Source organism: Micromonospora sp. GCM10011541, assembly GCF_042650725.1.
Classification (GTDB): Bacteria; Actinomycetota; Actinomycetes; order Mycobacteriales; family Micromonosporaceae; genus Micromonospora; species Micromonospora sicca.
Genome location: NZ_JBHSBP010000055.1, coordinates 150,942 through 169,125 on the forward strand (window position 1 = coordinate 150,942; position 18,184 = coordinate 169,125).

At 72.6% G+C, this 18,184-nt stretch carries 20 protein-coding genes; 15 read left to right on the forward strand and 5 right to left on the reverse strand.

Going from position 1 to position 18,184, the window contains the following annotated elements; all coding sequences use genetic code 11:
• Positions 1–172: 172 nt before the first annotated feature.
• The 8 genes from ACFOYX_RS22815 (at position 173) to ffh (ending at position 9,584) form a co-directional block, all read left to right on the forward strand.
• A complete protein-coding gene (locus ACFOYX_RS22815; protein WP_322440802.1) occupies positions 173–1,570 on the forward strand; it encodes an ammonium transporter in 1,398 nt (465 codons plus the stop codon).
• 25 nt (positions 1,571–1,595) lie between these two features.
• Entirely contained in the window at positions 1,596–1,934 is a 339-nt protein-coding gene (locus ACFOYX_RS22820; protein ID WP_170839442.1) for a P-II family nitrogen regulator, read from the forward strand.
• A 13-nt stretch (positions 1,935–1,947) separates the two neighbouring features.
• On the forward strand, positions 1,948–4,224 hold the full coding sequence (locus ACFOYX_RS22825) for a [protein-PII] uridylyltransferase (RefSeq protein WP_322440801.1): 2,277 nt from the start codon (positions 1,948–1,950) through the stop codon (positions 4,222–4,224).
• A gap of 130 nt (positions 4,225–4,354) precedes the next feature.
• Positions 4,355–5,257, forward strand: a complete 903-nt coding sequence (locus tag ACFOYX_RS22830) for an ABC transporter ATP-binding protein (protein ID WP_322440800.1) — start codon at positions 4,355–4,357, stop codon at positions 5,255–5,257.
• Positions 5,247–6,068, forward strand: coding sequence for an ABC transporter permease subunit (locus ACFOYX_RS22835; protein ID WP_322440799.1), 822 nt, complete (start codon positions 5,247–5,249; stop codon positions 6,066–6,068). Before ACFOYX_RS22830 ends, ACFOYX_RS22835 begins: the two co-directional genes overlap by 11 nt.
• A 20-nt stretch (positions 6,069–6,088) precedes the next feature.
• Positions 6,089–7,213 (forward strand): histidine kinase, encoded by a 1,125-nt coding sequence (locus ACFOYX_RS22840; RefSeq protein ID WP_322440798.1) that lies wholly within the window; start codon positions 6,089–6,091, stop codon positions 7,211–7,213.
• Complete coding sequence (locus ACFOYX_RS22845; RefSeq protein WP_322440797.1) at positions 7,210–7,866, forward strand: response regulator transcription factor; 657 nt, start codon at positions 7,210–7,212, stop codon at positions 7,864–7,866. The genes ACFOYX_RS22840 and ACFOYX_RS22845 overlap by 4 nt, the downstream gene beginning before the upstream one ends.
• Before the next feature lie 161 nt (positions 7,867–8,027).
• Positions 8,028–9,584 (forward strand): signal recognition particle protein, encoded by a 1,557-nt coding sequence (gene ffh, locus ACFOYX_RS22850; protein WP_322440796.1) that lies wholly within the window; start codon positions 8,028–8,030, stop codon positions 9,582–9,584.
• Between the two features lie 89 nt (positions 9,585–9,673).
• Here the strand turns inward: ffh and ACFOYX_RS22855 are convergent, their stop codons facing one another.
• Positions 9,674–9,862 carry a hypothetical protein gene (locus ACFOYX_RS22855; protein ID WP_322440795.1) on the reverse strand — a complete coding sequence of 63 codons (189 nt, stop codon included), beginning with the start codon at positions 9,860–9,862 and terminating at the stop codon, positions 9,674–9,676.
• Between the two features lie 223 nt (positions 9,863–10,085).
• Between ACFOYX_RS22855 and ACFOYX_RS22860 the strand changes: the two genes are divergently transcribed.
• Both ACFOYX_RS22860 and ACFOYX_RS22865 read left to right on the forward strand, forming a co-directional pair.
• Entirely contained in the window at positions 10,086–10,256 is a 171-nt protein-coding gene (locus ACFOYX_RS22860; RefSeq protein WP_377534339.1) for a hypothetical protein, read from the forward strand.
• Between the two features lie 93 nt (positions 10,257–10,349).
• Positions 10,350–11,429: an amidohydrolase family protein gene (locus tag ACFOYX_RS22865; protein ID WP_322440794.1), complete on the forward strand. Its 1,080-nt coding sequence runs from the start codon at positions 10,350–10,352 to the stop codon at positions 11,427–11,429.
• Here the strand turns inward: ACFOYX_RS22865 and ACFOYX_RS22870 are convergent.
• From ACFOYX_RS22870 to ACFOYX_RS22885, 4 genes are all read right to left on the reverse strand, one after another.
• A complete protein-coding gene (locus ACFOYX_RS22870; RefSeq protein ID WP_322440793.1) occupies positions 11,419–12,021 on the reverse strand; it encodes a TetR family transcriptional regulator in 603 nt (200 codons plus the stop codon). The two genes, ACFOYX_RS22865 and ACFOYX_RS22870, sit on opposite strands and share 11 nt — an antisense overlap.
• 70 nt (positions 12,022–12,091) lie before the next feature.
• The gene (locus ACFOYX_RS22875) at positions 12,092–13,507 is read right to left on the reverse strand and encodes a transposase (protein WP_322440792.1); all 1,416 of its coding nucleotides are present in this window, start codon (positions 13,505–13,507) and stop codon (positions 12,092–12,094) included.
• A complete protein-coding gene (locus ACFOYX_RS22880; RefSeq protein ID WP_322440791.1) occupies positions 13,504–14,121 on the reverse strand; it encodes an IS607 family transposase in 618 nt (205 codons plus the stop codon). The genes ACFOYX_RS22875 and ACFOYX_RS22880 overlap by 4 nt, the downstream gene beginning before the upstream one ends.
• Positions 14,067–14,402 (reverse strand): hypothetical protein, encoded by a 336-nt coding sequence (locus tag ACFOYX_RS22885; RefSeq protein WP_146231116.1) that lies wholly within the window; start codon positions 14,400–14,402, stop codon positions 14,067–14,069. Before ACFOYX_RS22885 ends, ACFOYX_RS22880 begins: the two co-directional genes overlap by 55 nt.
• A 167-nt stretch (positions 14,403–14,569) precedes the next feature.
• Between ACFOYX_RS22885 and proS the strand changes: the two genes are divergently transcribed.
• From proS to rimM, 5 genes are all read left to right on the forward strand, one after another.
• Positions 14,570–15,976 carry a proline--tRNA ligase gene (gene proS, locus ACFOYX_RS22890; RefSeq protein ID WP_109802515.1) on the forward strand — a complete coding sequence of 469 codons (1,407 nt, stop codon included), beginning with the start codon at positions 14,570–14,572 and terminating at the stop codon, positions 15,974–15,976.
• Positions 15,977–16,025: 49 nt separating this feature from the next.
• A complete protein-coding gene (locus ACFOYX_RS22895) occupies positions 16,026–16,646 on the forward strand; it encodes a DUF402 domain-containing protein (protein WP_322440790.1) in 621 nt (206 codons plus the stop codon).
• 239 nt (positions 16,647–16,885) lie between these two features.
• Positions 16,886–17,380 carry a 30S ribosomal protein S16 gene (rpsP, locus tag ACFOYX_RS22900; RefSeq protein ID WP_322440789.1) on the forward strand — a complete coding sequence of 165 codons (495 nt, stop codon included), beginning with the start codon at positions 16,886–16,888 and terminating at the stop codon, positions 17,378–17,380.
• Positions 17,355–17,615, forward strand: coding sequence for an RNA-binding protein (locus ACFOYX_RS22905; protein ID WP_030500803.1), 261 nt, complete (start codon positions 17,355–17,357; stop codon positions 17,613–17,615). Before rpsP ends, ACFOYX_RS22905 begins: the two co-directional genes overlap by 26 nt.
• Positions 17,615–18,172, forward strand: coding sequence for a ribosome maturation factor RimM (rimM, locus tag ACFOYX_RS22910; protein ID WP_109802513.1), 558 nt, complete (start codon positions 17,615–17,617; stop codon positions 18,170–18,172). Before ACFOYX_RS22905 ends, rimM begins: the two co-directional genes overlap by 1 nt.
• Positions 18,173–18,184: the final 12 nt, after the last annotated feature.

An 18,184-nucleotide genomic window follows, 5' to 3' on the forward strand; every position in this document is an offset into this window, starting at 1 on the left:
CCCGGCGGCTGTGCGGGTTTCTTCACACGTCCGAAACACACCGTCACGGACCGGAAATCGGCCGGGGTCGTTGAGTGAAACAGCCGGCGACGAAGCTTCCGCGCAACCGGCTGACGGGCGACGCTGCCAGGTCTCAGTCGGAGGGAGGACTTCCACACCGAGAGGAGGCAGCGTGGAGATCAACACCGGCAACACCGCCTGGTTGCTCTTGTCGTCTGCGCTCGTGCTGCTCATGACGCCCGGTCTGGCCCTGTTCTACGGCGGCCTCAACCGGTCCAAGGGCGTACTCAACATGATGATGATGAGCTTCTCCGCGATCGGGCTCATCTCCGTACTTTGGGTCATCTACGGCTTCACCCTGGCGTTCGGCACCAACGACAGCGCCGGGGCCAACAACGTGATCGGCAGCTTCACCCAGTACTTCGGCACGCAGACGAACTTCATCGGCGAGGAGTGGCTGTTCCTCGGCGCGGGGACCGGCATCCCCACGTACGTCTTCATGGTCTTCCAGATGATGTTCGCCGTCATCACCGTGGCCCTGATCTCCGGCGCGGTCTCCGACCGGCTGAAGTTCTCCGGCTGGTTGCTCTTCGCCTTCGCCTGGTTCACCCTGGTCTACGTGCCGGTCGCGCACTGGGTCTGGGGCGGCGGCTTCATCGGCTCCAAGATCAAGGCGCTGGACTTCGCCGGTGGCACCGCGGTCCACATCAACGCCGGCGCCGCCGCGCTCGGCCTGGTCCTGGTGCTCGGCAAGCGGGTGGGCTGGCCCCGGGAGAGCTTCAAGCCGCACAACATCCCGTTCGTGGCGCTCGGCGCCGGCCTGCTCTGGTTCGGCTGGTTCGGCTTCAACGCCGGCTCGGAGCTGACCGTCGACGGCACCACCGCGGTGGCCTTCGTCAACACCCAGGTCGCCACGGCCGCCGGTGTGCTCGGCTGGGTCCTGGTGGAGTGGGTGCGCAGCAAGAAGCCGACCCTGGTCGGTGCCTCCTCCGGCGCCATCGCCGGCCTGGTGGCGATCACCCCGGCCTGTGGCTTCATCGCCCCGCTCCCATCGGTCCTGCTCGGTCTGATCGCCGGCGCGGTCTGCGCCGTCGCGGTGAGCCTGAAGTACCGGTTCGGCTTCGACGACTCGCTCGACGTGGTCGGCGTGCACTTCGTCGCCGGCTGGATCGGGTCGCTGTTCATCGGCCTCTTCGCCACCCTCCAGGTCAACTCCGCCATCGAGGGCCTCGGCGCGAGCGAGGGTCTGTTCTACGGCGGCGGGGTCACCCAGCTCGGCCGGCAGGCGCTGGCCAGCGGGATCGTCTCGGTCTACTCCTTCGGGGTGGCCGTGCTGATCGCGCTTGCGGTCAAGGCGCTGATCGGGCTGCGGACCGGCACCGAGGACGAGGTCGCCGGCATCGACGTCGCCGAGCACGCGGAGAGCGCGTACGACCTGTCGCCCACCACGGGCAGCAGCGCGGGCGGCGCGTTCGCCATGGCCGGGATCGGCGCCGCCAAGCCTGCCCCGGAGTCCGCCGAGCCGGCGGACGAGCCCGCCGCGCCGGTCAGCGAGAAGGTCGCCGGTTAACGTTCCTGGGATGGAGGGGTTGGACATGAAGCTGGTGACCGCGGTCATCAAGCCGTACCAGCTGGACGCGGTGAAGGAGGCCCTGCACGCCCTCGGCGTGGCCGGCCTGACCGTCAGCGAGGTCCAGGGGTACGGCCGGCAGAAGGGGCACACCGAGGTCTACCGGGGTGCCGAGTACACGGTCGAGTTCCTGCCCAAGATCCGGGTCGAGGTGCTCACCGACGAGATGGACGTCGAGAAGATCGTCGACGCCATCGTGGCGGCGGCCCGGACCGGCAAGATCGGCGACGGCAAGGTCTGGGTGACCGGCGTCGAGGAGGTCGTCCGCGTCCGTACCGGCGAACGCGGCCTGGACGCCCTGTAGGAGACCCGCACCGATGACCTCGTTGATCAGGAAGAACGCGTCAGGACGCCCCGGCGACGGCGGCGCGGAGCTCTTGATCAACGAGGTCGTCGGCGTTCCCGCCGGGATCGGGGAGGCGGCGCGGGCGGCGCGGGCGGCCGCGTTCGACTCGTGGCTGGGCGCGCTGCTGCCCGAGCAGGACGGGATCGCGCTGATCGCCGTCGGCGGGCTGGGGCGGCGGCAGTGCGCGCCGTACGGGGACCTCGACCTGGTGCTGCTGCACGCCGGGGTGCCCGGCACCGACGAGCTGGCCGCCAAGCTCTGGTATCCGATCTGGGACGCCGGGCTGCGGCTCGACCACTCCGTACGGACCGTCGCCGAGGCGCTCTCGGTGGCGCAGGACGACGTCAAGGTGGCCCTCGGCCTGCTCGACGCCCGCTATCTCGCCGGTGACCGGACGCTCGCCGACCAGCTCATCCGCACCGCCACCGACCACTGGCGGCGCACCGCCGTCCGCCAGCTCCCCGGCCTGCGGGAGATCACCACCGCCCGCTGGGCCGCCCACGGCGAGCTCGCGTTCCTGCTGGAGGGCGACCTGAAGGAGGCGGCCGGTGGGCTGCGCGACGTCGGCATCCTGCGGGCCATCGCCACCGCCGGGATCACCGACGCGCTCCGCCCGGCCGTCCGCGCCGCCCACCTGCGCCTGCTGGACACCCGCGACGCCCTGCACCAGCAGGTCGGCCGCCGGGTCGACCGGCTCGTCGCGCAGGAACGCGACGGCGTCGCCGAACTGCTCGCTGCGGACGACGGCGACGCCCTGCTGCGCCGGGTCGCCGGGGACGCCCGCACCGTCAGCCACGCCCTCGACGACGCCTGGCGCGCCGCCGACCGGCTCCGCTCCGGCCGCCGCCGGGGCGCCGACGGCCGGCCGCTGCGCCGACCCGTGGCCCGCGACGTCGTCGAACACGACGGAGAGCTGGTGCTCGCCCGCACCGCCATCGGGGCCCGCCCCGACCCCAGCCTGTCGCTGCGGGTCGCCGCCGCCGCGGCCGCCACCCGGCTGCCCATCGCCCGGGCCACCTGCGAGTGGCTGGCCGCGTACTGCCCGCCGCTGCCCGCGCCCTGGCCGCCGGCCGCCCGGGCCGCGCTCATCACCCTGCTCGGCGCCGGTCCCGGCCTGGTGCCCGCCTGGGAGACCTGCGACCGGTACGGCCTCATCGACGGCTGGCTGCCCGAGTGGACCCGGCTGCGCAGCCTGCCCCAGCACAACCCGGTGCACCGGTTCACCCTGGACCGGCACCTGGTGCAGACCGCGTACGAGGCGAGCCGGCACACCCGCGAGGTGGACCGCCCGGACCTGCTGTTGCTCGGCGCGTTCCTGCACGACATCGGCAAGGGCCTGCCGGGCGACCACAGCACCGTCGGCGCGCCGGTGGCCGAGGCGGTGGCCACCCGGATCGGGCTGCCCGACAGCGAGGCGGCGCTGATCGGCGCGCTGGTCCGGCGGCACCTGCTCCTGCCCGACGTCGCCACCCGCCGGGACCTCGCCGACCCGAAGACCATCGCCGACGTGGCCGACCAGGTCGGCGACACCACCACCCTGGACCTGCTGCACGCCCTGGTGCGCGCCGACGCCGCCGCCACCGGGCCGGCCGCCTGGTCGGACTGGAAGGGACGGCTCGTCGCCGAACTGGTCGCCCGGGTGCGTACCGCGCTGGACACCGGCGTCCTGCCCGCGCCCCCGGCGCCCGACCCGGCGCTGGTCGCGGGGCCGCTGCCGGTCGTACACCTGACCGGGGACCGGGTGGCGGTGGCCGCGGCGGACCGGCGGGGCCTGCTCGCGACGGTCGCCGGCTGCCTGGCCCTGCACCGGCTCGAGGTGCTGTCCGCGGACGCCTCCACGGTCGACGGCCGGGCCCTGGTCGAATGCCGGGTGCAACCCCGCTACGGGCTCGCGCCCGACCCGATCGCGCTCAGCGCCGACCTGCGCCGGGCGGTCGCCGGGGACGTCTCGGTCACCCAGCGGCTGCGCGGCCGGGCCCTCGCCGCGCGCGGCGAGGGTGCCGCCCCCCGGGTGGTCTGGCACCGGGAGGCGGCCACCGACGCGGTGCTGCTGGAACTGCGGGCGGCCGACGCGGCCGGCCTGCTCTACCGGGTGACCTGCGCCCTCGACGAGGCCGGCGCGCAGGTCCGGGCGGCCCGCATCTCCACCCTCGGCGCCGACGTGGTGGACGCGTTCTACCTCGTCGGCGGCTGGCCCGACGACGCCGAGCGGGCCCGGCTGGAGAGCGCCGTACTGGCCGCGGTGTAACCACGGGCCGCGGCCGGCTCGAGACGGGTGGCGGGGCCGCGATCCACACCCCCGGCTACGTCCCGGGGCGTAGCCGGAGGGCCGCCCGCGGGGCGACGTGCGACGGGCCGCCGGGCGGCACCCTCGGAGCATGAACCTGCCAGTGCAGACCCAGGGGCTCACCAAACGGTACGGCGGGCTGACCGCCGTGCGGGACCTCGACCTGACCGTCCGGGCCGGCGAGGTGTACGGCTTTCTCGGCCCGAACGGCGCCGGCAAGACCACCACGCTGCGGATGCTGCTCGGGCTGGTCCGCCCGACGTCCGGCACCGTACGGCTGCTCGACCGGACGCCCGGCGCCGGCCGGCTCGGCGGTGTCGGCGCGCTGATCGAGGGGCCGGCCTTCTACCCCTACCTCTCCGGCCGGGACAACCTGCGGGTGCTGGCCCGCTACGCCGGCGTCGGCGCCGACCGGGTGGCCCTGGTGCTGGACCTGGTCGACCTCACCGACCGGGCCGGCGACCGGTACGCCGGCTACTCGTTGGGCATGAAGCAGCGGCTCGGCGTGGCCGCCGCCCTGCTCAAGGACCCACGCCTGCTGATCCTGGACGAGCCGACCAACGGCCTCGACCCGGCCGGCATGGCGGACATGCGCACCCTGATCCGGCGCCTCGGCGCCGGCGGCTGCACGGTGCTGGTCTCCAGCCACCTGCTCGGCGAGGTCGAGCAGGTCTGCGACCGGGTCGGGGTGATCTCCCGGGGACGGCTGATCGCCGAGGGCAGCGTCGCCGAGCTGCGCGGGGCGGCCGGCCTGTGGGTGCTCGCCGACCCGCTCGACGAGGCTGCCACCCGGGCCGGCGAGCTGGTCGGACCGGAGCGGGTACGGGTGGTCGACGGCGGGTTGGAGCTGGCGGTCGAGCCGGAGCGGGCGGCCTGGCTCAACGCCGAGCTGGTCGGCGCCGGGGTGGCGGTCCGCGAGCTGCGGCCCCGCGAGCGGGACCTGGAGCAGGTGTTCTTCGACCTCATCGAGAAGGGAACGGTCGATGTCGCGTAGCGCCCGGGCCGAACTGGCCAAACTCGTCCGACGGCCGGCGTCCTGGCTGCTGCTGGCCATCACGCTGGTGCTCGCCCTGGTCTTCACCTACGTCTTCCCGTACGCGAGCATCGCCGGCGGCACCGGCGGCCCGAACAGCGAGCGGACCCTGCCGATGCTGCTCCCGGACCACCTGGTCGGCAACTCGCTCGGCGGCCTGCCGGTCTTCCTCGGCGCGATCGTGCTGATCCTCGGCGTCCTCACCGTCGGCGGCGAGTACGGCTGGGGCACCTGGAAGACCGTCCTGGCCCAGGGCCCCTCCCGGCTGGAGGTGTACGCCGGCAAGCTGCTCGCGCTGGCGGTCGCCACCCTGGTCGTGGTGCTCTCCGTCTTCGTCCTCGGCGCGGTGGCCGGCGGGCTGATCGCCGCCGCCGAGTCGCAGCCGGTGCACTGGCCCGCGGCTGGCGACCTGCTCACCGGGATCGGGGCGGGGTGGCTCATCGCGACGATGTGGGCCATGCTCGGTGCCGTGCTCGCCGTCGCGCTGCGGGCGGTGGCCCTGCCCGTCGGGCTGGGTCTGGTGTGGATGCTTGCGGTGCAGAACCTGCTCGCCGCGATCGCCGCGCCCCTGCTGGACTGGGTGGCCCAGGTGCAGAAGGGCCTGCCCGGCCCGAACGCGGGTTCGCTGGCGGCGGCGCTCGGCGCGCCCGGGGACACCCCGGGCGTCGCGGCGGCCGTCGGCGGCGGGCAGGCGGCGCTGGTCGTCGCGGCCTACCTGGTCGCCTTCGCGGCCCTGGGCGGGCTGCTGCTGCAGCGCCGCGACATCGGCTAGGCCGGGCGGGGGAGGGGACGGTGGACCGGAACCGCGGGATTCAGTGGAGCGACCAGATCTACGACGCCGTCGTCGCCCTGGTGCTGCTCGGGGTCGGGCTGGTCGGCACCGCACCGGCCGGCGCCAACGAGGGGATCGGCATCGGCCGGGCGACGTACCCGCTGGTGGCGGTGGCCGCGCTGGCGCTGGCGGTGCGCCGGCGCTGGCCGCTGGCGACGCTGGGGGTGGTCACCGTGGCCACCACGGCGTACCTGGTGCTCGGCTATCCGTACGGGCCGATCCTGTTCGCGTTCCTCGTCGCGGTCTACACGGTCGCCGCGTACCTGCCGCTGCGTACCGGCGCGGTGGCCGGCGGGGTGGCGCTGGCGGTCCTGCTGGTGCACGTGGTGGTCGGGGTGCGTCCGCTCGGGCTGCTCGGCGCCATGCCGGCCGCCGCCTGGGTGGTGGTCCCGTTCGCGGTCGGCACCACGGTCCGGCTGGTTCGGGAGAACGCCGCGCGCGGCCGGGTCGACGAGGCGCGCCGGCTGGCCGACGCCGAGCGGCTGCGGGTCGCGCGGGAGGTGCACGATGTGGTCGGGCACGGCCTCGCCGCGATCCACATGCAGGCGGAGATCGCCCTGCACCTGCTGGCCCGTAAGCCCGAGCAGGCCGAGGCGGCGCTGACCGCGATCAGCCGCACCAGCAAGGAGGCCCTGGACGAGCTGCGGGTCACGCTCACCGTGGCCCGGCGGGACGAGGCGGCCGACGACCGGGCGCCGACCCCCGGGTTGGCCCAGCTGCCGCAACTGCGCGACCGGCTGGCCGGCGCGGGGGTGCCCGTCACCGTGGAGGTCACCGGGGAGCCCCGGACCCTGCCGGTCGCCGTCGACCTGGCCGCGTACCGGGTGGTGCAGGAGTCGTTGACCAACGTGCTGCGGCACGCCGGTCCGGCCACCGCCACCGTCCGGCTCCGCCACACCTCGAGCGGGGTGGAGATCGAGGTGACCGACACCGGCCGGGGCGCGGTCCCCGGCCCCGGGGGCGGCTACGGTCTGGCCGGCATGCGGGAACGGGTCACCGCGCTGGGGGGCACGTTCACCGCCGGCCCCGCACCTGGCGGCGGATTTCGGGTGTCCGCGACCTTGCCCGTGGAGGAGGCACAGTGATCACCGTGGTGCTCGCCGACGACCAGGACCTGGTCCGGATCGGGCTGCGCGCCCTCGTGGAGAGCGAGGACGACCTCACCGTGGTGGGCGAGGCCGCCGATGGGCTCGCCGCGGTCGAGACGACCCGGCGGGAACGCCCCGACGTGGTGCTGATGGACGTCCGGATGCCGGGGATCGACGGCATCGAGGCGACCCGGCGGATCGTCGCGGATCCCGGGCTGGCCGGGACCCGGGTGATCGTGCTGACCACCTTCGAGCTGGACGAGTACGTCTTCGACGCGCTCCGCCACGGGGCCAGCGGCTTCCTCACCAAGGACACCCGGCCCGCCGAGCTGTTGCGGGCGATCCGGCTGGTCGCCGACGGTGAGGCGCTGCTGTCGCCGTCGGTGACCCGGCGGGTGGTCCGGGAGTTCGCCACCCGGCCGGCCCGGGTGCCCCGACCCCATCCCCGGCTCGGCACGCTCACCGAGCGGGAGCGGGAGGTGGTGGGGCTGGTCGGCGAGGGGCTGAGCAACATCGAGATCGCCGAGCGCCTGGTGGTCAGCCCGGCCACCGCGCGTACCCATGTCAGCCGGGCCATGGTGAAGCTGGGCGCCCGGGACCGGGCCCAACTGGTGGTCTTCGCGTACCAGTCGGGGCTGGTGGGGTCCTGACCAGCGCGGCCGCCCGGTAGGGCGATCTTGTCGAAGGTCGGGGCGGGGCCGGGCCGGCGGGAAGCAGTGGCGAGGTGGGGCGGTTACCCTTGCGGGTGGCCGGCCTTGTGCGTGCCGGCCGAGTTCGTACCCGCCGGAACACTAACAAACGGGATGTTCGCGTGTTTGACACCTTGAGTGACCGCCTGTCCGGGATCTTCACCAAGCTCCGCGGCAAGGGTCGGCTCAGCGATGCCGACATCGACGCCACCGCGCGCGAGATCCGCATGGCGCTGCTGGAGGCCGACGTCGCCCTGCCGGTGGTCAAGGGCTTCATCGCGAACGTCAAGGAGCGCGCGCGGGGGGCCGAGGTCTCCCAGGCGCTCAACCCGGCGCAGATGATCATCAAGATCGTCAACGAGGAGCTGATCAACGTCCTCGGCGGCGAGGGGCGGCGGCTCCAGTTCGCCAAGCACCCGCCGACCGTGATCATGCTGGCCGGCCTCCAGGGTTCCGGTAAGACCACCCTCGCCGGCAAGCTGGCCCGCTGGCTCAAGGCCCAGGGCCACCAGCCGCTGCTGGTCGCCGCCGACCTCCAGCGCCCCAACGCTGTCGGGCAGCTCCAGGTGCTCGGTGGCCGGGCCGGCGTCGAGGTGTACGCCCCGGAGCCCGGCAACGGCGTCGGCGACCCGGTCCAGGTGGCGCGCGACTCGATCGAGCATGCCAAGCGCGCCGCCCGGGACATCGTCATCGTCGACACCGCCGGCCGCCTCGGCATCGACGCCGAGATGATGCAGCAGGCCGCCGACATCCGCGACGTGGTCGACCCGGACGAGGTCATCTTCGTCGTCGACGCGATGGTGGGCCAGGACGCCGTCCGCACCGCTGAGGCGTTCCGCGACGGCGTCGGCATCACCGGTGTAGTGCTCTCGAAGCTCGACGGCGACGCCCGCGGTGGCGCGGCGCTCTCCGTCCGGGAAATCACCGGGCAGCCGATCCTCTTCGCCTCGACCGGCGAGAAGCTGGAGGACTTCGACGTCTTCCACCCCGACCGGATGGCCAGCCGGATCCTCGGCATGGGCGACGTCCTCACTCTGATCGAGCAGGCCGAGCAGGCCTTCGACGCCGATCAGAAGGAGAAGATGACCGCCAAGCTGATGGGGGGTGAGCAGTTCACCCTGGAGGACTTCCTCGACCAGCTCATCGCGGTCCGCCGGATGGGCCCGATCGCCAACGTGCTGGCCATGATGCCCGGCATGGGGCAGATGAAGGACCAGCTCGCCGACCTGGACGACAAGCACTTCGACCGGGTCACCGCGATCATCCGGTCGATGACCCCGGGCGAGCGCACCAACCCGAAGATCATCAACGGCTCCCGCCGGGCCCGCATCGCCAGCGGCTCCGGGGTCGCCGTGATGGACGTCAACCAGCTGCTCAACCGCTTCGCCGACGCGCAGAAGATGATGAAGCAGATGGGCGGCATGATGGGCCTGCCCGGCGGTGGCCGGCGCAAGGCGACCAAGTCGCCGAAGAACAAGCGCAAGGGCACCAAGGGCGGCGGTCGGCCGCGTACCGGGGCGGGCGCCGGGCTGCCGGGCGGCTTCCCGGGCGGCATGCCGCAGCTCCCGCCGGGGCTGGACCCGGGTGACCTGGCCGGCGGCCAGGGCCTGCCCCCGGGCTTCAAGCTCCCGAAGATCGACTTCAACAAGCTCGGCAAGGGCGACAACCGGCCCCGCTGACCCCGCGGCACCGAGCACGCCAGCCTTTCGGCAGGTCGCGCCGGTCGAGTGCTTTCATCAACTGAAGGGGCCCCGGTTGGGGCCCCTTCTCAGTCCTCCGCCACGTCGGGTCTGTGCTGCCGTATCCACTTCTCAACCTCGGACTTCCGCCACACCTTTCCCATCGCCAACACGGCGATTGGCTCGGGGAAGTTGCGTTGATTGGCGATGACGGAGGCGCGCTGTCGGGATACGCCACCGAGCATTTCCCGAATCTCTGACACGCCTACAAGCTCCACGGGTTGACGATGACAGCAGCATGTCATCATGACAGCGACAACTGCGGAGTCTGTTGACGAGGACAACAGGCGGCGTCATCATGAGCGGGTGACCCCGCCTAATGCCTCACCCGGCCATGACCAGCCGCTGCACACCTTCCACCGGGTGCACCAACACTTACCCAGGCGGCCCCTGTGGCTCTGCCGGGTGTGCTCCGCCGCCTGGCCGTGCGCTACGGCCCGCATGCTGCTGCGGGTCGAATACGCGGGGAACGCGGTAGCCCTGTCGGTCTACCTGGCCGGCCAGTTGTTCGACGCCACCGCGGATTTGATCAAGCTAAACCCGAGCCCTGCCCCGTCTCCGGCGGATCTGTTCGACAGGTTCCTGGCCTGGGCGGCACAGCGGCCTACTTGAGGGGGGTTCACGGTGGGGGCCAGTCGTTCGCTGACCGTGCGGCGGGCCGGGCCGCTCGCGTGCGGCGGGGAGTGATCCGGTAGGACTGTGCACATGGCTCTGCATGTGCGCGGTGTGCTGCTGCCGGACGACGAGGTCCGGGACATCTGGCTGGACGGCGACCGGGTGACCTTCGACCCGGTCCCCGGGGCGGAGACGATCGCCGACGGCGGCTTCGTGCTGCCGGGGTTGACCGACGCGCACTGCCACATCGGCATCGCCCGGGGCGGCGCCCCGATCACCTCGCTCGACCAGGCCCGCGAGCTGGCCCGCACCGACCGGAACGCCGGCGTGCTGGCCATCCGCGACGCCGGCTCGCCGTACCCGTACCCGGAGCTGGACGACGACCCGGAGCTGCCGCGACTGGCCCGCGCCGGCCGGCACGTCGCCCCGCCGAAGCGCTACCTGCGCGACATCGGCGTGGAGGTGGGCGCGGCGGAGGTGGCCGCGACGGTGGCCGAGCAGGCCGCCGCCGGCAACGGCTGGGTCAAGCTGGTCGGGGACTGGATCGACCGCGGCGTCGGCGACCTCGCGCCGGCCTGGGACGCGGACACCATGACCGCGGCCGTCGCGGCCGCGCACGCCGCCGGGGTGCGCGCCGCGGTGCACACCTTCTCCGAGTCGGCCGTGGAGATCATGGTGCGGGCCGGGGTGGACTCGGTGGAGCACGGCACCGGGCTCAGCCTGGACCTGATCGACCTGATGGCCCGGCAGGGCACCGCGCTGGTCCCCACGATGATCAACATCGCCACCTTCGGCGGCATCGCCGAGCAGGCGCGCGCCAGGTTCCCCGGGTACGCCGACCACATGATCGCCCTGCGCGACCGCTTCCCCGAGGTGGTCCGGGCCGCGTACGAGGCCGGGGTGCCGATCTACGTCGGCACCGACGCGGGCGGCGGGATCGACCACGGGCTGGCCGCCGAGGAGATGCTGCTGCTGCACGAGCGGGCCGGCATGTCCGCGCTGGACGTGCTCGCCGCCGCCTCCTGGGGCGCCCGCGCCTGGCTGGGCTTCCCCGGCCTGGTCGAGGGCGGCCTCGCCGACCTGGTCGTCTACCCCGACGACCCGCGCCGCGACCTCCGCGTGGTCCGCACCCCGTCCCGCGTCGTCCTCCGCGGCCGCCTCATCCGCTGACCCGCCCCGGGTTCAGGAAGAGGTGCAGGGCCAGGTCGGCCAGGGCGCGGGCGGTCTGCTCGGGCGGGGCCTGGGGGAGCACGATGTGGCTCACCACCAGGCGGACGATCGTGTCGGCGGCGAACGCCAGCCCGGCCGGGTCGGCCCCCGGCAGGTGGACGCTCGCCCACTCCAGCAGCGCCCCGGTCGCCTCGGCCAGCACCAGCTCGGAGCGGGTGGTCAGGTAGGGCAGCAGCTCGTCCGAGCCGCCCCGCGCGCTGCTCAGGATCGCCTTGATCAGCGGGTTCCCGGCCGCCTCGGTGAGGGTGTGCGCGATGGCCGCGTACGCCCCGGCCCGGACGTCGGCGCCGTGCTCCGCGAGCGCCGCGCGGACCGCCGAGACGAACCGGTCGACCTCCCGCCGGGCCAGCGACTCGGCCAGCCCCGCCTTGGTGCCGAACTCGTTGTAGACGGTCTGCCGGCTCACCCCGGCCGCCCGCGCCACCCCACCCATCCGTACGCCGTCCCAGCCGCTCGCGACGGTCTGTGCGCGGGCGGCGTCGACGATGCTGTCCCGCAGGCGTTGGCGGGCCGAGTCCCGGGGTTCGTCCATGGTTGCCCGGAAGTCTACGGGCGGCGGGACGGCTCAGCTCACTACGAGGTGGTACTGCGCCTGCTTCCTACTACTTGCTCATAGTTGAGCGGTTCGGGTGATTCGCTCTCCGCTCGGCGGTGGCCGGGCTGGAGTCCTGGACCGGCAGTCTGGTCCGGTGGCGATCTGTCCGGTCCTGCAGGATCTGCTTCACCATGTGGTGTGGGGTGTGCAGGGCGATGTCGGGGTCGCCGGCTCGGTGCAGGATGTTGATCGCGGCGTTCACGTCGGCCTGCCACACCACCCCGCATCGGGTGCAGTGAAACCGGTCCCCGCTGCGTCGGCCGAACCGGCCGCATTGGTGACAGGTTTGTGAGGTGTAGGCGGCGTTGACGGGCACGAGCGCAGAACCTCTACGCTCCGACACGCTTTTCAGGGCCTCGGCGGTGACTCCTTTGGTCCATGCGGCGAGACGCCGGTTGATGTTCTTGCCCAGCCTCTTGCGCCCGGCGAAGCGTTTGGTGAGGTCTTCGGCGATCACGGTGGCGGCCTTGTCCACGACCTCGTGCACGGCGGTGAAGATCTCCGTACGCACCCGCGCCCGATGTCGGGCGGCCTGCCGGTCCCGCTTGATCGTGCCGAGGTTGTTGGCCTTGATCCGGTGCGCTTTCGCGTAGTCGCCACGGAGCGCGGCGTTGTTGGCGATTGAGCGTAGCTTCGCCCGACGGCGGTTTCGTTCCTTCAACCGGTCCGACTCGCGGGTGAGCAGGTCGCCGAGCTGTTCACCGTGGGGCTGGCCGTCGGAGTCGGTGAGGGCTTCGGTGTAGCCCTTGTCCACGCCGATCGTCGCCTCGCCGCATGGTCGCTGTGATGAGCGCATCTGCGACGCGTCGATCTGGTAGTGGACCTCGACTCGGCCGCCGCGCAGGATCAGGCGCAGCGTCCCGGTCGGGGCGACGGTCGTAGACAGCGGGATTTTGACCATCTTGCGGGGTTCAAGGCCGGGAATTGCCAGCCACAGCCGGCCTCGCCCGTCAACGAGGGCGTTGTAGTTGTCGGCGCGTACCACGATCTGATCGTGCGTGCGGTTGTGGCCACGCTTCCAGTGCTTGCGCATCTGCCGAGACAGGAACGGATCGTCAGCCCATTGGTCGGCCTTCAGCGCGGTGAACATTCGCTTGCGCTCGGCCGGATCGCTCGTGCGTCGGATGATCGCCCGCCTGACGTCGACCTTGGCCGCCTCCAGGTTCGCGGCGATGTCGGCCATGACGTCGCGGACGGTTTCCTTCCACGCATTCGCCAACACGGCGAACTGCACGTGCCTGCCGTCAGCCAGCCACCGGTCGCGCACCTGCCGGTCCCGCAGTCCGGCCGCGACACCGTTGATCGAGCCATACCGCTGCCACACCTCGCTGCGCACCCAACCCAACCGGCGGGCCTGCTCCACCAGGGCGGCGTACTTTCCTGGGTTCATCCGTGCCGAGTAGGCGATGCGGGTGACCTTCACCGGTCATCCCCCAGGGTTAGGTCCGCCCCTTTGAGTTCCTTCTCGTAGCTGCGCAGACCGTACAGGCGGCATGAGAAGGTGTGCACGATGGCCAACAAGTCCTCCACTAGTTCCTGCTGTGGGGACAGTGACTCCTGATTGGCGACGACGATCTCGCAGCCGCCACGTGCCGCCACGTGCTCCAGGAAGTCGAAGCCGAACCGGGCCAGCCTGTCCTTGTGCGCCACCACCAGCGTGCCAACCTCCCCCCGGTCGACCGCGTCCATTAACGCCAGGAACTTCTTACGGCGCAGGTTCATCCCGCCGCCGACCTCGCTGATCCACTCGTCCACGGCCAGACCGCGAGCAAGGCAGAACTGCTGCATCGCCGCCACCTGCGAGGCCAGGTCGGCCTTCTGACCCGGCGATGACACCCGGCAGTACACCACGACCTTCCGCCGGTCGGCGTCGAAGCCCGGCTGCAGCACCCGGCGCACATCAGAATCGTCGAAGTACCGCTGCCCCGACGGCAGACGACGGGCCGCGATCCGACCCTCCGCCTCCCACCGGCGCACCGTACTCACCGAGCGGCCCACCCGCTCGGCGAACTCGCCGATCCGATACACGCTACCCACGACAGCCAATTGTGGACAGCTCTAGAAAGGGAAGCAACCGCTAGTCGCTGCTCCACCCAGAAGCCGCCGCCGTCGCTGCCGCCGAAGGCCAGCTCGTGCGCGCCGGGGGCCAGCGGCGGGAGGCATGCCCACAGCCCCCAGACGCTCACCGGGGTCGCGCGGGGCGTCGAGGTGACGCCGTTGCCCAGCGCGCCGCGTACCTCGAACGGGGTCGGCGTGCCGATCGTGGCCAGCGGCAGCGGGACCGCGTCCAACTGGGCGTGCCCGGTCGCCCGGGACACCACCGGGACCTCGCCCGCCTCGGCTGGGAACCGCCACAGGCCGCAAATGCTAGTCAGCGTCGGGTTCGTGCCGCTGCCCCGCCCGCGCCCGGCCGGGGCGCTGCTTCCCGCCAGTCGGGCGTGCCCGATCGCGGCGGCCCGGCGGACGGCGCATAGGATGTGCGGTCATGGCACGCGTGCTCACTCCCCGTGCGGAGGACTTTCCCCGCTGGTACCAGGACCTGATCGCCAAGGCGAAGCTGGCCGACAACGGCCCGGTCCGGGGGACCATGGTGATCCGACCGGCCGGCTACGCCATCTGGGAGCGGATGCAGGCCGAGATGGACGCCCGGATCAAGGCGGCCGGCGCGGAGAACGCGTACTTCCCGCTCTTCATCCCGGAGAGCTACCTCAAGCGTGAGGCCCAGCACGTCGAGGGCTTCTCGCCGGAGCTGGCCGTGGTCACCCACGGTGGCGGCAAGCAGCTCGCCGAGCCGGTCGTGGTCCGCCCCACCAGCGAGACGGTGATCGGCGAGTTCATGGCCAAGTGGATCGACTCGTACCGGGACCTGCCGCTGCTGCTCAACCAGTGGGCGAACGTGGTCCGCTGGGAGCTGCGGCCGCGGATCTTCCTGCGCACCAGCGAGTTCCTCTGGCAGGAGGGGCACACCGCGCACGCCACGCGGGAGGACGCGCGCGCCTACGCGCGGCGGATCCTGCACGAGGCGTACGAGGACCTGATGGTCAACGTCCTCGGCATCCCGGTGGTGGTCGGGCTGAAGACCGCCCGGGAGCGGTTCGCCGGCGCGACCGCCACTTACACCTGCGAAGGCATGATGGGCGACGGCAAGGCGCTCCAGCTGGGCACCAGCCACGAGCTGGGGCAGAACTTCGCCAAGGCGTTCGACATCAGCTACTCCTCGGCCGAGGGCGGCCGGGAGCACGCCTGGACCACCTCCTGGGGCACGTCGACCCGGATGCTCGGCGGTCTGATCATGGCGCACGGCGACGACAACGGCCTGCGGGTGCCGCCGAAGCTGGCGCCGATCCAGGCGTACGTGATGATCGTCAAGGACGGCGAGGGGGTCGGCGAGGCGGCGGCCAAGCTCCGCGACGGCCTGCGCGACGCCGGCGTCCGGGTCGCGCTCGACGACCGCACGGACACCGCGTTCGGCCGCCGGGCCGTCGACGCCGAGCTGCGCGGCTATCCGGTACGCGTCGAGGTCGGCCCCCGCGACCTGGCCACCGGCAACGCGGTCGTGGTCCGGCGTACGGACGGCTCGAAGTCCCCGACGCCGGTGGCCGACGTGGTCGGCGCGGTGCTGGCCGCGCTGGAGGCCGACCAGCGGGCGCTGCACGACCAGGCTCTGGCCCACCGCGAGTCCCGGACCGTCGAGGTGTCGACGCTGGGCGAGGCGATCGAGGCGGCGGCCACCGGCTGGGCCAAGGTGCCGTGGTCGGCGGTCGGCGTCCAGGGCGAGGCCGAGGCGAACGCCCAGGGCGTGACGGTCCGCTGCCTGCTGCGGGCCGACGGCTCGGTGCCGGACTCGGAGGACGAGTCCGACCTGGTCGCCATCCTCGCCCGCGCCTACTGAGGTGCGGCCCGGCGACCCCGTCGCCCGGTTCGCGCCGGGTCGGCTGATCATGCACCGGAACGTGCGGCACGGCCGGATCGGTTGGGTCCGGTCGGCCCGGGTGGTCCTGGACGACGACCGGGGCCTGCTGCTCTGGATCGCCCGGGACTCGCCGGTGGCGCACGAGGTCACCGAGGCGGGGCTGGGCATGCGGGCGATGCCGTTCGCCGAGTGGATCACCTCGTCCTACCGCCTGGCGCAGGGCCGGTGGAACGGGCCGCCGGTGCTGAAGTTCCTGCCCACCGGGGCGGCCCACTCGGTCTGGTGGTTCCGGGACGGGCAGGGCCGGTTCAGCAACTGGTACGTCAACCTGGAGGAACCGGGCGTCCGCTGGGACGACGGCCCGGTGGCCGGCGTGGACATGGTCGACCAGGATCTGGACGTGGTGGTCCGGCCGGACCACAGCTGGGAGTGGAAGGACGAGGAGGAGTTCCTCGAACGCCTCGCCTTCCCCGACGACTACTGGGTGGCCGACGAGAAGGCGGTCCGGGCCGAGGGGGAGCGGGTCATCGCCCTCGCCGAGGCCGGGGCGTTCCCGTTCGACGGGACCTGGTGCGACTTCACCCCACCGGCGGAATGGGGCATACCGGACGAACTGCCACCGGGCTGGGACCGTCCGCCGGTCCGCTGACGGTGTCGTCCGTCACTCGGACACCGGCTCGGGTGACCTGTCCGGGTCCGGTGTGAGAGATCGGCGCCGGATCTGGCAGAATGGCTTGCTGGTATCCGGCGCGCGTCCGGCGCCCTCTAACCCGGGCGCGTCGCCAGTCCACCGAGCAGTCTCCGGCCCAAACCCCACTGTGCCGGTCGGCGCTCACCCATGCACCGCCCGTACCGGGCCGGTGAGATCGCAACAGGAGCGAAACAACTGTGGCCGTAAAGATCCGGCTCCTGCGGATGGGCAAGATCCGCAACCCGCAGTACCGCATCGTCGTCGCCGACTCGCGCACCAAGCGTGACGGTCGCGCGATCGAGTTCGTGGGCGTGTACCAGCCGAAGGAAGACCCTTCGGTGATCGAGGTCAAGTCGGAGCGGGTCCAGTACTGGCTGTCGGTCGGCGCGCAGCCGAGCGAGGCCGTGCAGCGCCTGCTGGAGCTGACCGGTGACTGGCAGAAGTACAAGGGCCTGCCGGCCCCGCCGCCGCTGAAGGTCGCCCCGGAGCGGGCCGACCGCAAGGCGGCGTACGAGGCTGAGGCGAAGGCCGCCGCCGGCCTGGCTCCGGAGACCCCGGCCAAGCCGGCAAAGAAGGCCGCCAAGGCGGAGGCTCCCAAGGCGGAGGCTCCCAAGGCGGAGGCCGCCCCGGCCGAGGCCGAGGCGCCGAAGGCCGAGGCGCAGACCGGTGCCGAGTCCGGCGAGCAGGCCTGACATGGCACTGCGTCCCGCCCTGGAGCACCTGGTCAAGGGGATCGTCGACCACCCGGACGACGTCCGGGTGCGGATGGTCGATTCCCGTCGGGGCAAGCGGCTCGAGGTCCGCGTGCACCCGGAGGATCTCGGCACGGTGATCGGGCGGTCCGGCCGGACCGCCAAGGCACTGCGCCAGGTGATCGGCTCCATCGGTGGGCGTGGGGTACGCGTCGACATCGTCGACTCGTACTGATGCTTCTCGTCGTCGGCAGGATCGGCAAGCCGCACGGGATCCGCGGTGAGGTCACCGTGGAGGTGCGGACCGATGAGCCCGAAGCACGGTTCACCCCCGGTTCGGTGTTGCGCACCGAGCCGGGGGTGACACCCCCGGCCAACCCGGCGCCGGGTCCCGGTGTGCCGTTCCGCGTGCCCGCCGAGCTGACCATCGAGTCGGCGCGTTGGCACCAGGGCCGGCTGCTGGTGGCCTTCGAGGGCGTCCTGGAGCGGGACGTCGCCGAGGCGCTGCGCGGCACGCTGCTCACGGTGGACAGCGGCGACGTGGCCCCGCCGGCGGACCCGGAGGAGTTCCACGACCACCAGCTCGTCGGCCTCGCCGTGGTCACCCCGGCCGGGGAGCGGCTGGGCGAGGTGGCCGGGATCGACCACGCGCCCGCGTCCGACCTGCTGGTGCTGCGCCGCCCCGAGGGGCGTACCGCGCTGATTCCGTTCGTCAAGGCGATCGTGCCCGAGGTGGACCTCGCCGGCGGTCGCGTCGTCGTCGACCCGCCGGCCGGTCTGCTCGATCTCTAGGCCGCCGGAGCA

Coding starts and splice junctions, on each gene's coding strand:
- ACFOYX_RS22870 (WP_322440793.1), bottom strand. CDS start 12,021: ATGGACGAACCCCGGGACTCGGCCCGCCAACGCCTGCGGGACAGCATC.
- ACFOYX_RS22825 (WP_322440801.1), top strand. CDS start 1,948: ATGACCTCGTTGATCAGGAAGAACGCGTCAGGACGCCCCGGCGACGGC.
- proS (WP_109802515.1), top strand. CDS start 14,570: ATGGCACGCGTGCTCACTCCCCGTGCGGAGGACTTTCCCCGCTGGTAC.
- ACFOYX_RS22830 (WP_322440800.1), top strand. CDS start 4,355: ATGAACCTGCCAGTGCAGACCCAGGGGCTCACCAAACGGTACGGCGGG.
- ACFOYX_RS22895 (WP_322440790.1), top strand. CDS start 16,026: ATGCACCGGAACGTGCGGCACGGCCGGATCGGTTGGGTCCGGTCGGCC.
- ACFOYX_RS22820 (WP_170839442.1), top strand. CDS start 1,596: ATGAAGCTGGTGACCGCGGTCATCAAGCCGTACCAGCTGGACGCGGTG.
- ACFOYX_RS22835 (WP_322440799.1), top strand. CDS start 5,247: ATGTCGCGTAGCGCCCGGGCCGAACTGGCCAAACTCGTCCGACGGCCG.
- ACFOYX_RS22865 (WP_322440794.1), top strand. CDS start 10,350: ATGGCTCTGCATGTGCGCGGTGTGCTGCTGCCGGACGACGAGGTCCGG.
- ACFOYX_RS22860 (WP_377534339.1), top strand. CDS start 10,086: ATGCTGCTGCGGGTCGAATACGCGGGGAACGCGGTAGCCCTGTCGGTC.
- rimM (WP_109802513.1), top strand. CDS start 17,615: ATGCTTCTCGTCGTCGGCAGGATCGGCAAGCCGCACGGGATCCGCGGT.